The sequence below is a fragment of the Pseudomonas sp. HP_01 genome, assembly GCF_055284355.1.
Map to the genome: position 1 here is coordinate 1 of NZ_JBTOPV010000009.1, position 12,892 is coordinate 12,892.

At 58.3% G+C, this 12,892-nt stretch carries 10 protein-coding genes and 1 rRNA gene; 1 reads left to right on the top strand and 10 read right to left on the bottom strand.

From position 1 onward, the window contains the following. Positions 1 to 172 precede the first annotated feature (172 nt). Positions 173 to 288, top strand: a 5S ribosomal RNA gene (gene rrf, locus ACYAR8_RS07000). Between the two features lie 69 nt (positions 289 to 357). On the opposite strand, the gene ACYAR8_RS07005 is transcribed toward rrf, so the two are convergent. From ACYAR8_RS07005 to ACYAR8_RS07050, 10 genes are all read right to left on the bottom strand, one after another. After that, positions 358 to 861 carry an SRPBCC family protein gene (locus ACYAR8_RS07005; protein WP_463579468.1) on the bottom strand — a complete coding sequence of 168 codons (504 nt, stop codon included), beginning with the start codon at positions 859 to 861 and terminating at the stop codon, positions 358 to 360. 41 nt (positions 862 to 902) lie between these two features. Then, entirely contained in the window at positions 903 to 4,355 is a 3,453-nt protein-coding gene (locus tag ACYAR8_RS07010) for a thioester reductase domain-containing protein (protein WP_463579469.1), read from the bottom strand. Beyond that, complete coding sequence (locus ACYAR8_RS07015) at positions 4,352 to 5,296, bottom strand: diiron oxygenase (RefSeq protein ID WP_108120970.1); 945 nt, start codon at positions 5,294 to 5,296, stop codon at positions 4,352 to 4,354. Before ACYAR8_RS07015 ends, ACYAR8_RS07010 begins: the two co-directional genes overlap by 4 nt. A gap of 49 nt (positions 5,297 to 5,345) precedes the next feature. Beyond that, positions 5,346 to 6,125: a DUF3050 domain-containing protein gene (locus ACYAR8_RS07020; protein ID WP_074890011.1), complete on the bottom strand. Its 780-nt coding sequence runs from the start codon at positions 6,123 to 6,125 to the stop codon at positions 5,346 to 5,348. A 740-nt stretch (positions 6,126 to 6,865) separates the two neighbouring features. Then, complete coding sequence (locus ACYAR8_RS07025) at positions 6,866 to 7,621, bottom strand: alpha/beta fold hydrolase (RefSeq protein ID WP_108120971.1); 756 nt, start codon at positions 7,619 to 7,621, stop codon at positions 6,866 to 6,868. A 151-nt stretch (positions 7,622 to 7,772) separates the two neighbouring features. After that, entirely contained in the window at positions 7,773 to 8,516 is a 744-nt protein-coding gene (locus ACYAR8_RS07030; protein WP_463579470.1) for a GntR family transcriptional regulator, read from the bottom strand. A gap of 236 nt (positions 8,517 to 8,752) precedes the next feature. Further along, positions 8,753 to 9,757 carry an aldo/keto reductase gene (locus ACYAR8_RS07035; protein ID WP_463579471.1) on the bottom strand — a complete coding sequence of 335 codons (1,005 nt, stop codon included), beginning with the start codon at positions 9,755 to 9,757 and terminating at the stop codon, positions 8,753 to 8,755. A gap of 171 nt (positions 9,758 to 9,928) precedes the next feature. Further along, positions 9,929 to 11,113 carry an MFS transporter gene (locus ACYAR8_RS07040; RefSeq protein ID WP_463579472.1) on the bottom strand — a complete coding sequence of 395 codons (1,185 nt, stop codon included), beginning with the start codon at positions 11,111 to 11,113 and terminating at the stop codon, positions 9,929 to 9,931. A 162-nt stretch (positions 11,114 to 11,275) separates the two neighbouring features. After that, positions 11,276 to 12,097, bottom strand: a complete 822-nt coding sequence (locus ACYAR8_RS07045) for an ABC transporter substrate-binding protein (RefSeq protein ID WP_074890025.1) — start codon at positions 12,095 to 12,097, stop codon at positions 11,276 to 11,278. Between the two features lie 22 nt (positions 12,098 to 12,119). After that, a complete protein-coding gene (locus ACYAR8_RS07050) occupies positions 12,120 to 12,884 on the bottom strand; it encodes an amino acid ABC transporter ATP-binding protein (protein ID WP_074890028.1) in 765 nt (254 codons plus the stop codon). Positions 12,885 to 12,892 lie beyond the last annotated feature (8 nt).

Consider the following 12,892-nt stretch of genomic DNA (forward strand, 5'->3'; position numbering starts at 1 on the left):
GTGAAACGATGCATCGCCGATGGTAGTGTGGGGTTTCCCCATGTGAGAGTAGGTCATCGTCAAGATTAAATTCCAAAACCCCATCTGCGAAAGCAGATGGGGTTTTGTTTTAAGTGAAGGTCATACATTTTCGCTGGAACGTTACGTTAGTAACGGGTCGGCTACAGAATTTCTTGACGACCATAGAGTGCTGGAACCACCTGATCCCATCCCGAACTCAGCAGTGAAACGGTGCATCGCCGATGGTAGTGTGGGGTTTCCCCATGTGAGAGTAGGTCATCGTCAAGATTGAATTCCGAAACCCCAGTCTGCGTGAGCAGACTGGGGTTTTGTCGTTTAAGCCGCCGCAGGCTTGTGCTATGAGCGCAGCACAGCGCCGGGCACGTTCTTCATTGCACCATCAGCAAAGCCCTGTAAGAACTCTCTGAAGCCCCCTGTGCTCATCGAGTTGTCATCTGTAGGCTCGGCAACGATGGTCCAAGTAGCAACGCAGCTCGCACTGCCGTCGGGGACAACCGTCATCGAAGCCCAGAGCTTGCTGACGCCAAGGTTGTTGTAGATGGTTGTCCATGTCATTGACATCGTGTTGTCGTCATGGGAGTTGAGTTGCTCGACCACCACAAGATCACCCTCCTTGAATTTCTTGTAACGGACTGAGCCAGGCCCGTTACCAATCACTTCAATGCTCGCAAGCTCCGGAATGAATTGCGTGAAACCACCGAAATCGCCTACGACCTTCCAGACCTCACGCGCCGGAGCGTTTATCGAGATAGCAGACACCACCGGCTCCCCGCGAGGATTGGTAATTAGCGTATCGGGCGAAAGGGAGCGAAGGGTGTTGAGCGGCTGAATAGCGTTCATGGTGTTCTCCATAACTTAAGGGGATGTTGCGTTGGGGTGTATCAGATGAAGGCAATTTCTTTCAGGTACTCGCAGCCCTTGCGCAGCAGCGCCGGGGTTTTCGAGGGATAGCACTCGCCCATTCGCTGAACACCCGCATAGGCGTTCTGGTAGGCGATCTTTGAAATGTCTCCGATGTCTTCCTCAAACCCGCCTAGGTAAAAGCCGAGCACGCCGAATAGAGCGTTCTCGCTGTCCACGCGATTCAACTGGGTTTGCCACTCACTGACGCTGACCATCTCGAAATCACTGCCCGCTTCACGGAACGCACTGACGTAATTGCTCCAGCTCAACGGCTCCGGGTTGTGGAGGTTGAAGACTGCGTGGGCTGGCTGGTAGCGACTGGCGTGAAAGCTGATGAATCGGGCGAGGAAGTCGACAGGCATCAAGTCGAAGGTCATGGAGAAGTCCGGGACCTGGCCCAGCTGCATCGATCCCTTGAGCATTAGCATCAGGCGATTCTTGTGCGGCTGGCAGACACCGCTTGTGCTGTTGAATGCGATATTGCCTGGGCGGTAGATGTTTACCCACGCGCCTCGCTCCCGAGCTTGCTGCAGGATGCGCTCGGCGACCCACTTGGAGAGGTTGTAGCCGTTCTTGATATAGATCGGCGGTGTAGCGGCAGCAGGCGCTTCGAGGACGCTCCCGTCAGCCCCAACGGCGCTAGAAGCAGAAAGTGTGGAGACGAAGTTGAACACTTTCTTGCTGCGCCCTTCGCACAGCTTCAGGCATTCGTAGATTGGCTCAACGTTATCCTTGGCCAGGGTTTCGTAATCCTGGACGTGGTTAACGTTGGCGGCGTTATGCACCAACGCGCCAAACTCGCGATCAAGCCGCTCGTACACCTCGTTGTTCAACCCTAGCTGGGGCTGCGTGACGTCTGCGGCGTAAACCCGTACTCGCGCCAGATCCAGATGCTCAAGACGGTTTTCTCGCAGTGCCTGGATAAAGCGGTCTTGGGCCGTCATCCCTGCGCTTTCACGCACCAGACAGGCAACCTCGGTTGCGCCCCACGCCAACAGCGCTTGGACGATGTGAACGCCGAGAAAACCATTGGCGCCGGTAACGATGACTTTGTGTACGTCGCCCATGCGCTCCACAGGCACTATCGGCAACTCGAAGGGTGCCGAAGCATCCAGGAATGCTTGCGGGCTGACGCTCCATGAGGTGGTGCCATCGCTGTCGAGCAGTGACGCCAGATTGGTCAGCGTCGGCGCCTCGATGAAGCGATTGATAGGTATGCTGCGGTCAAACCGTTCGCGAATGCCCAGCAGCATCTGCGACAGCAGAATCGAGTGGCCACCCAAATTGAAGAAGCTCTCGTCTGTTGAGATTTCACCAGGCGGAAGCTCCAGCAGATCCGCCCACAACGTCAGGAGCTGCCTCTCGCTTTCGGTATCGGGCAAACGACGTGGCACCTGCTCCAGCATGTTCACGGGCAACTGCAACAGCGCCTTGCGATCAACCTTGCCGTTGCTGGCAAACGGCATGCTCACCAACTCCGTGTAGGCGGTCGGCCGCATATAGTCGGGCAACAAAGCGGCGACATGGTCCTTGAGCAAACGCCGAGCGGCGTCCGGTTCTACGTCGTGCGGTTGCGCGAGAAAAGCCAGGATGCGCCGCTGGCCATCGATCACCACCGCGACCTGGCGGTACAGCTGGCTGTCGCGCAGGCAGTGCTCGATCTCTTCAGGCTCAACCCTGAATCCGCGTATCTTCACCTGGTTGTCACGTCGCCCGGACAGCTCGATGCCATCGCTCGTCCACTTGCCGATGTCCCCGGTTCTGTAGGCGCGAACGCTTTGGCGATCACCCAGGGCGACATGCACATAGCGCTCATCGGTGAGCACAGGGTTGTTGATGTAACCCACGCACACGCCCGGACCGATGATGTAGAGCTCGCCGGGCGTCTGGTCCGCGACAGGCTGCATATCCTCGTCGAGAATCAGGACTTGGCTGTTGGGGATCGGGCGACCCAGGTTACGGTTGCTGGCGCCGGGTTGAAATCGACCGGCTGTGATCAGCACCGTGGCCTCAGTCGGGCCGTACAGGTTATGGAAGTGACATTGCGCTGCCAGGCGTTCAATCACGTAGGGCTCGCAGACATCACCGCCGGTGCACAAGTGCTTGAGCTTCAGCGGTCGGTCAATCGGCAGGATGCTCAACAAGGCAGGCGGCAGAAACGCGTGGCTGAGATTCTGATCCAGCAGCTCGGACAGTTGCAGCGGATCACGACGCTGGTCATCGCTCGCCACGATCAGTTCAGCGCCGCTGAGCAGTGTGGGGAATATGTCGATGACCGATGAATCAAAACTCAGCGTCGAGAACTGCAGCACCCGGCTTTCTTCGGAGAGTTCGACGTAGTGTGCATACCAGGCCGTGAAATGGCTCAGGTTACCCTGACTTAGCATCACGCCTTTCGGGTGTCCGGTTGTGCCCGAGGTGTACAGCGCCATGCATGGCGCGTCAGTCTCCGGGCAACATCCCATCAGCGACTGCGCCGTCGGCACGATCTCGATGTTGCTGATATCCAGCCCCGGCACAACAACGCCTGCCAGCGGGTGGCTGCCATCATGCAGCAGTAACGTAGCGTGGGCGTCTTCGAGGATGTATTGCTGCCGCTGAACAGGCTGGCTGGGGTCCAAAGGCAGGTACACCGCTCCGTTGCCCAGGATGGCAAGGATCCCGGCGAACAGCGCCGCAGATTTCGGCATACAGATACCGATCACCATAGGTCCAGCCGATACGTGCGGCAGCATGGCCTGTATCTGCGTCTGGATGGCGACGCTGTGCGTGCGCAGTAGGTCATAGCTGATGCGCTCGCCGTCGATACTCAGCGCAATGCGCCCGGCGAATTGGCTGAAGCTGTGATCCAGGCGTGCGACAAGCGTCTGCTCGGCGACACGCAGCAACTCTGGCGCGGCGGTGAAGTTGAAGCAGTGCTCGAAGGCCAGTCGGTCCAATCGCAGCAGGCTTTCCTGGCGCTCACTGCGCGGCGGGTCGACGCGCTCGGCGCGCGCGAAATACTGGGTATCACGCGAGAACCGGCTGATCAGCATCGCGACGTTGTCGACCAGCGTTGCGACCGCAGTGTCCCTTAGCACGCGTCCGTTGCCGGAAAGCGTGGTAGCCACCGCATGGCGCGCGATCAAGCGCTGTGACGTAGCCGTCCCGAGCCAGCAAAATATTTCCAGCTCAGGCAGTGCCCGCTCGCTCACCGGTGTCAGTCCTACCCGGAGCCCAAGATGCACGGCTGCCTTGAACGCGCCCCGTTCTGCATGGGGCAGTTCCAGCGTGCCGTCCTCAATGATGATCGACGCGTCCTTCAGCGCTATCGGCTCAAGCGTGGCCTCATTACGCAGGTGGTGAATCAGATGCCCGTGGGCGTTCAGTTCAGCACTTAGCTCACTCATCGCCCGGCTCTGACCGATGAGCACAATCTCCAGGCGCTTCATTGCAGGCCTCCGGCTGGTAGATAGTCCGCAAGGGCGTGCTTGACCCAGGAGGAATCGAGCATCGAGCTGGAGGTAAAGAAACGCATAATGTTGCCCACCAGCGGATGGTGGCGATTGATCGGGAAGCACATCGCCTGCGTCTCTTCCCTCAGTGCCTGTCTGATCGGTTCTGCGACGGGCAAGCTGTCGATCAGTAGGAAGTCAAAAGACTTCTGGATGTCATTGGTCAAATACTGAGCAATGAATACCGGCAGGATCTGCGCGATGAGTTGCTTGTCCTGTTCGGACGCTGCGTGCCAGTAGATCCTGACCAGACGCGCCCAGAAACCCGAGTGCCGTCCCTCATCAAGCAGGTGGTCCGCCATGAGGCCTTTGACGGACTGCTTCACCGTGTCGTCCTTGGCAAACGCCGCCACGTCGTTGGTCACAGTGTTCTCGGCAATCGCCACGCAGATGAGCTCGACCGCGCTGCGCAAATGGTCCGGCGCCAGGGCCAGCGCAGCGGGAATGGCCCGGCTGAGTTCGATTTCCTGTGGCAACGGGATTGGCTGGATGCCGGTGAGGGCGATGGTTTGCTGCATGAAGTCCATCGCGACCAGAGCGTGGTAATCCTCATCGACGACCACCGTCATGGCGTCATATCGGCAAGCAAAGGGAAAGCGGATTGCGAAGTTGTCTTTGGCGATGCTTCGCGCGGTCTTGTCGACGATTTCGGTCTCGAAAATCACCACGTCGTTGATGAACTTGTACAGGCTCTGCACCAGCGCCAGATCGCGCAGATGGGCGCATTCGCGGGTGAATGTCTCGCTTAGTACCAGTGGCTGACGGCTGAGCGGGTAGATCAGTTTTTCGTCGTTTTCGACGATACGGCGCGGGCGTGTGCGAATCGTCGCGCGGCCTTCCCAGGCATCGACGAACGACAAGTAGTCTTCGGCTTTCATGATGGCGTCCTTGTGTGGAGGGCTGGTCGAGTGCGGAGGCGTGATGGACTCATGCGCTGACCTCCCGCGCGGTTTCACGCAGGGTCAGTTGCAAGGCGTCCCATAGCGCGATGCGGCTTTCGACGGCGGCGATGGCAGCGGCATATACCTCGCGCTGGTGTTGTTCATTGCCCGCGACTAGCCTGGCCAACAACGATTCCGCAGCCGGGCCGTGATCCTCGGAGTCCACCTCGATGTGGCGCTCCAGGTAGTAGCGAAAGGTCGGTGCCTTGTCGGCAGTGATGCCCCAGTCGTCGAGAATCCTCTGGAACATCTGCGGGATAACACTCTCGCGACCGTGCAGGAACGCAGCAGCCACGCAGTGCGCCGGCGCATCCAAGGCAATGTCCAGCGTGTCTAGAACGAAGTGCGTGGCTGCTCGGCCTGCGCCGACGCTGTCGAGCGCGGTTTTGTAGTGAATGCCTTCGCGCAACAGTTCGACGAAATGCTCGATGCGAGCTGTGCTTGCGCCGATCTCCCGCATGGCGTCCAGATACAGTTCGAAGTGGCTGTAATGATCGTGGCGTCCTGGCCGATCATCCGACTCCTCACCCAGTACGATTTCGTTAATGAGCCGCGCCGCCTTCGGGTCTTGCGGCGGCAGCCAGGGCAGTCGGGTGCACGTCAGCTCCTGCTGCAGCCGCTTGGTGAGTGACATGAAATCCCAGACCGCAAACACATGCACCTCCATGAACCGCTGAAGGACGTGGAGTGAATCGATTTCGGAAAAAACAGGGTGCGCGCTGAGTGCTGATTTCTTCGCGATAAGTTGCTGTTTGAGACTATCCATTTTTACATCCTTGATAGATTGAGTGCGTCACGAACTGTGATGATTGCCAAAACCGAAAGTCGTTTTAAGTTGCTGTGTAAACAACGGATAACATGACTTCCATTAATGTCAGGCAATAAGAAGTCGCGACCTTACTGTGTGAGTGGTCAATAATCGTGTAGGCAGGAACGAGGCGTGCTCGTTTAGCTAACGCCTACGCTGATCAGCGTCGGTGGGCGAATAGCCCTGAAACGTTGGTCGCCAGAAAACGTTAAAACAGTTTCAAATGGTTCCGCAAATACTTTTTAATATAATTAACAACTTATATAAATCGGGCGCGAGAAGTGGCAATAAAACTTCTGAATAAAGTTTTATATGGGCGAGCGCAACCCTTCCGGCTCATTAGAGCCAGAATTGAAATGAATGAACGAATACCTCGTTCAGCGTTGCGCGTTATCGGGCTAATACAGTTTTTTAGAATTTTTGGTGTGGGCGACATTCAGGCTTTCACTTCAATGTCTCCGCCCAGGGCAATGCTCCTTTTGCCGCTCCATGAGAACTGCCTTCCCTGAACCGGCTGCGGACCGATTCGTCGTCCGAGTTTGCCTGAACACGGCGGTATACCGCGTCACGACTGCCAGGTTTCACGATAGGTGCATGAGCGGCGGCCCGAGCATGGGCGGTCCGGTTTTTAGTCTTGGGAGGCTTCAGAAGGGAGGGCGCGAGAAGTCGATGCAGAAGGAGAGGGCGGCGGTGTGTGTTCAGCCGCCCAGCAAGCCGAGGTGCGTGTTGATGATGTGCAGCAGGCGATCGCGCTGCGAGCAGAGGAAGTCATGAGTGCCGCGGACTTCGATCAGTTCGAACTCGCGACGCGTGAACTCTCGCCATTTCATCATGCTGGCCGCGGTAGCGACCGGATCATCGCTGCCGTACAGACCGGTCAACGGGATGTCCAGGCCCTCGTCCGCGCAGTGTGACCAGATCTCAGACAGCTTCACGTCGCTGCGCACGACAGGCTCCAGCAGCTTCAGGCGTTTCTTATCCTGCGCGAACGTGTTCGGAAGCACGCCCAGCGTGATCAGCGCTTGAATGAAATCGTCCTGCGGCAGGGTGTGCAAATAAGGCCAGGGCTGTCGGCTGTCAGGGCTGCGGCAGCCGGAGACGACAAGATGACGCGTCAGATTCGGGTAATGATGCTGCGCCAGCCTGGCCATTTCATAAGCGACACGACCCCCGAAGCTGTGGCCGTAAAACGCATGGGGCTCGCTCAGATAGGGCTGCAACGCGAGGAAGGTGTCTTGCAGCAAGGGCGCCCACTGATCGTAGGGCGTTTCCTTGAGCCGGCTGCCGTGGCCGGGCAGGCGCAGTGTGACCAGTTCGATGTGATCGGCAAGGCCTTCGGACCAGTCACGAAAGTGCTCCGGATCGCCTCCTACGTGAGGAAAGCAAATCAGGCGTGTCCTGACGGGTTGTCCGGAATTGACCACCATCAGCCATTTGTTCTTTTCGGCTTGCACTCAGCTTCCCGAGCCTTGATAAAGGCGTCATAACCGTGGAGCCGGGTCCTTCGGCGCATACGCCGTCATTAACGGCGTTCGTTGATGCCTTGTGCTTCTTGGCCGATTAGCCAGAGACGAGCAAGGTCAAGGTTGAATAGAGCAGTGAATGTTACTCGGTGACGACGCGCTTTCTTGAGGCCGCCGCAGGTTTTGCCTCTTCCGCCTTGCGGGCGCTCAAGTAGGCATTGATGGCTTCGACACCACGATTCAAGTGGTTAGTCAGCGCCTCGATTGTGGCGTCCACATTACCGGCGCCGGCCATTTCCAGCAATTCGAGGTGGTCGTTTTGGGACACCTTGCCCAGATTCATTTGCTTGAGATTAAAACGCAAGAAGCGCTCTTCCTCGTTCAAGCCGTCCTCGACCAGTTTGAGCAGGCGCTTGTTGTGCGCCTTGCAGTACAGCGACATATGGAACTGGCGGTTGAGTGTGCCCATGATGCTGTAGTCGGTTTCGACTTCAAGCTGTTCGATGTAGCCACGCGCCATGCTGATGTCTTCGGCGGTCAGCAGCGGTATCGACTGCCGCAGCGCCTCGCACTCCAGCAGGATGCGCAACGCGTACGCATCCGTTGCGTCCTCGTTGATCAGCGGGGCAACCACCGCACCCTTGTGGGTCTCGACGCGCAGCAACGACTGAGCTTCCAGCTGACGCAGCGCCTCGCGGACAGGCATGCGGCTGACACCGAAAAGCGTCGCCAGCTCTTGCTGGCGCAAGGCGATACCTGCCGGGAGGCGGCCTTCAAGGATGGCGCTGCGCAGCTTCTCTTCGATGATGGCACGCGCCTGATGCGCAGGCGGCTGCTCATCGCCCAGGGTTTCCCGCAGAAATTGCTCTTTCTCAGTCCTGCGCATGCTTGATCTTCTTCGGCTAACCAGTTATTGGATCCAATGGAACACTAATGGAACACTAGAGAGCGCTGCTGCCCTTGTCAAACTTTGACACAAGTTTAGCGGGCTGCCTCGGCGCGGCATTCTACAAGGGAATGAGCGCAGAGGTATTGCCATCAATCGGGGATTGGGAGCGGGATGCCCAGCCTCGGTTACGCAAGTCGTGCGGCACTCAAGGCTGGTTTCACAGACGATCGGTGTCAGATATAGCGGCCCGTCACGAAATGCTGCACATCATTGAAACCGGGCGTGGACGCATGCCCGGGTGTCACGAGGGAGTCGATGAACGCTTCGTCCTCGGCAGTGATGTTCACGCTGAGCGCTTTGGTGTAGCTGTCCCATTGCTCCTCGGTGCGTGGCCCGACAATGGCAGAGGTCACGGCCTGGTTGTTCAGCACCCAGGCGATGGCAAATTCCACCAGACCTACGCCTTTGGCCTGGGTGTACGCCTGGAGCTTCTGGGCGATTTGCAAGGACTCGCTGCGCCATTCGGTTTCCAGAATGCGCTTGTCCTGACGGCCGGCGCGGGTGCTGCTGTCCGGCGTTACATCGGGGGCGTACTTGCCGCTCAAGACGCCGCGCGCCAGCGGGCTGTAGGGCACGACACCCAAACCGTAGAATTTCGCTGCAGTGATCTGCTCCAGCTCGGCCTGGCGGTTGACGATGTTGTACAGCGGCTGGCTGATGACCGGTTTGTCGACGCCCAGACGCTGAGCGACATTGACCACCTCGGCGATACGCCAGCCGCGGAAGTTGGACACGCCCCAGTACCGGATCTTGCCCTCGCGAATCAGATCGCCAATGGCAGACACGGTCACTTCAAGCGGCGTGTTGTGATCTTCCTTGTGCAGGTAATGGATGTCGATGTAATCGGTGTCGAGACGACGCAGGCTGGATTCGATTTCATTGAAGATGTGCTTGCGATTCAGGCCGCTGGCGTTCGGCGCGGTATTGCCCGAGCTGCTGCCGACTTTGGTGGCGAGGACCCACTCGCTGCGCCGTTTGGCGATGGCCTCGCCAACGATTTCTTCAGACCGACCGGCGTTGTAGACGTTGGCCGTGTCGATGAAGTTGACGCCTTCATCCCAGGCCTTGTCGATGATGCGCAGGGATTCTTCGATGCCCGTCTGCACGCCGAACATCATGGAGCCCAGTGTCAGCGTTGAGACCTGCAGGCCGGATTGGCCAAGGGTGCGGTATTTCATTGCTCGATATCCTTTTCGTCAGGAAAGTGGAAATCAGGACAGTCTGGGGCAGGCTTGCGGGGGTCTCGTAAAGACCGGTCAGACCGACAGCTCTAGGCCGGACATACTCACCTGTTTGGTCGGGTTTTGAAAAGTGACAAATTGACGGAGCCACGTGTGGCCGCGCAGGGGTCAGAGGGAGATGTCAGCGTGAGTGAGCTTCGCGTGTCGCCCCGCCAGAAAGCAAAGTGTGCCGCCCATGCCGGTCAAACACGCCAAGACATAAAACATGGTCGGCGCGGGGCTATTGATCAATAAGTAGCCACAGATCACCGGGCTCAACGCTCCGCCGAAGGCCGCCAGATTTTGCGCACCCAGGTAACTCCCGCGAAGGTGATCGGGTGCAATGGTGTCGACGAACAGGTATTCGGCGGGGTAGATGATCATCTCGCCCAGCGTGAAGACGAACATGGCGGCGCACCAGGCCAGGGTCGTTTCAGCAAAACTGAAACCGACAAGGCCGATCGCGAACAATGCAGTGCCGAGGCAAATCCAGTAAGGCAACTGCTCGCGCTTGAGAAAGCGGCCGATCTGGTACTGCATCAAAATGACCGTTACCGCATTGCACGCCAGTACCGCTGAGAGGATTTTCAGCGCCTGTTCCGCCGAGTGCGTGACCAGCAGAAACTGCGACAGGTACAACGTATACCGGCCATGCACGATGGTGCTGAGCAAGCTGCCGCCCGTGAACAGAATCAGCGTGCGGTCGTTTTTCAGCGTGATCAGGGTGTCCAGAAAACTGCGCGGCGGGTGTTCGGTGTCTGCGACTGTGGGCGGAATGCCGAGCATCAGAAAAAGACTGCAGAATGCGATGGCGCTGGCGATGAAAAACGGCGCCAGTGGCAAGTGCCCGGCAATGACCACGCCCAGCATCGGGCCTGTGGCGTAGCCAATGTTGGTGAGTGTATAGCGCAGCGAAAAAACCTTCGCACGCTGCCCGATGGGCAGGTTTTCGCTGATGATTGCTTTGGAGCCGATCAGAAACAGCGCCGAGGCCGTCTCAGTGATCACCAGCGTAAGGGTCGTCAGATAGACGTTGTGGGCGAAGGTCAGCAGCGCGAAGCCGATGGCGCTGGACAGCATGGCCAGGATCAGCAATTTGCGCTTTTCCAGCCGGTCAATGACGTAGCCACCGTACAGCCCCAGCAGTGTGGCGATGAAGACCGCGATGCCCATCAGCAGTCCGACGTCTTGCTGGTTGAGTCCCAATCGTGTGCTCAGGAACAGCGAAAGCAACGGGCTGGTCATCGCCCGGCTCATGACAATGGTCAGTGAACAGATCATCAAGCGGCGGATGACGAGGGAGTAGGTGGGCACTCTTGGTTTCCTTTATGTCAGCGCTTCCTTCTGTAGGAGCGCACTTGCCCGCGAATGCGTCATGCCTGATATCGAGTCAGGGACTGATACATCTCAATCGCGGGCAAGCGCCCCTACAGAAATCCGTGCTTGGTGTTCGTCCGTGATTCGTCGCGCAGCCGTTTACTTCCCCTGATTCATACCGACCTTGGTCACCGCTCCCTGCTCCAGCTCCCACTTCTTGAGGATCTTGCCATAGGTGCCGTCGTCGACCATGGCCTGCATCGCTTCGGCAATGGCCGCCGCCAGTTCAGGGTTGGACTTGCTGACGCCCAGGCCGGTGAACTGTTTCGAGATCGCCAGGCCGAGGGGCTTGTACGTGTCTTTCTCCTGAGACATCAAGTACGGAATGGTTTCACTGCCTTGCATCGCGGCGTCGAGCCGGCCCTGACGCAGCTGAGCGCGAGCGTCAGCCGAGCCTTCGGAACCGCTGACGATGATCGCCGGCTTGCCTTTCGCCTCGCAGTTTTCCTTGCTCCAGCCAGCAATTTCCGCAGGCCAGGTGGTGCGACGACTGGTGCCAACTTTCTTGCCGCACAGATCGGCTGGCTCATTCAGGTCAGCGTTTTTGGTCAGCGTGTACAGCTGCGGCCCGCTGGCGAAGTAGTCGATGAACGTCACCGACTTCTGCCGCTCGGCCGTGTCGGTCATGCCCGACAGAATGATATCGAAGCGTTTGGTCACCAGGCCGCTGACCATTTGCTCGAAAGCGGTCTCCTGCCATTTGATCTTGACGCCAAGTCGCTCGGCCAGGGCGTTGCCGAGGTCCACATCCAGGCCGGTCAGCGTGTTGGTGCTGGTGTCTTTGAAATCCATCGGCGGATAGTTCGGCACGATGGCGGCGGTAATTTCGCCCTTTTCCTTGAGGCTGGCAGGCAGCGCGGCGAACACCGACGCGGACGCCATCAGGCCGGCGAGCAAACTGGGGATGAAGATCTTTTTCATGGTCGTTCTCGTTTGTTCTGGTTTAAGTGCGAACGGCAGAAATGAAGCTTTGGGTTCTTGGGTTTTGTGGGCTTATTAGAATGTCTTCCGGGGTGCCGGCCTCCACAATCTGGCCGCCGTCCATGAACACCATCCGGTTGGAAACTTCGCGGGCAAAGCCCAGTTCGTGCGTCACGACGATCATGGTCATACCGCTGTGCGCCAGGTCACGCATGACCGACAACACCTCGCCCACCAACTCCGGATCGAGGGCGGAAGTGGGTTCGTCAAAAAGCATCAGCTTGGGCCGCATCGCCAATGCGCGAGCGATCGCGACACGCTGTTGCTGGCCGCCGGAGAGCTCGACGGGATAGGAATGGCGCTTGTCCGCCAGTCCGACGCGGGCCAGCAACTCGGTGGCTTCTTCGGTCGCCTCTCTGGGCGAGCGCTTGAGCACCTGGATCGGGCCTTCAATCACGTTCTGCAAGGCGGTCATGTGCGGGAAGAGATTGAAGCGCTGAAACACCATGCCGGTGCTCAAACGCTGACGGGCGATCTGAGCGTCCGTCAGTTCGTGCAGCTTGTTGCCGACGATGCGGTAGCCCACCAGTTCGCCGTCGACCCACAAACCGCCCTTGTCGATTTTTTCGAGCTGATTGACGCACCGCAGCAGTGTGCTCTTGCCCGAGCCCGAGGGCCCGATGATGCACAGGACTTCGCCTTGTTCGACTTCAATGCTGACGTCTTTGAGGGCGTGGAACTGGTCGTAGTATTTGTTCAGGCCGACGGCTTTGACGATGTTTCTCATGCTGATTC

Bases quoted from the DNA above. Each gene is read 5' to 3' on its own strand.
- ACYAR8_RS07005 (WP_463579468.1), bottom strand. From the start codon at position 861: ATGAACGCTATTCAGCCGCTCAACACCCTTCGCTCCCTTTCGCCCGAT.
- ACYAR8_RS07010 (WP_463579469.1), bottom strand. From the start codon at position 4,355: ATGAAGCGCCTGGAGATTGTGCTCATCGGTCAGAGCCGGGCGATGAGT.
- ACYAR8_RS07015 (WP_108120970.1), bottom strand. From the start codon at position 5,296: ATGAAAGCCGAAGACTACTTGTCGTTCGTCGATGCCTGGGAAGGCCGC.
- ACYAR8_RS07020 (WP_074890011.1), bottom strand. From the start codon at position 6,125: ATGGATAGTCTCAAACAGCAACTTATCGCGAAGAAATCAGCACTCAGC.
- ACYAR8_RS07030 (WP_463579470.1), bottom strand. From the start codon at position 8,516: ATGCGCAGGACTGAGAAAGAGCAATTTCTGCGGGAAACCCTGGGCGAT.
- ACYAR8_RS07035 (WP_463579471.1), bottom strand. From the start codon at position 9,757: ATGAAATACCGCACCCTTGGCCAATCCGGCCTGCAGGTCTCAACGCTG.
- ACYAR8_RS07045 (WP_074890025.1), bottom strand. From the start codon at position 12,097: ATGAAAAAGATCTTCATCCCCAGTTTGCTCGCCGGCCTGATGGCGTCC.
- ACYAR8_RS07050 (WP_074890028.1), bottom strand. From the start codon at position 12,884: ATGAGAAACATCGTCAAAGCCGTCGGCCTGAACAAATACTACGACCAG.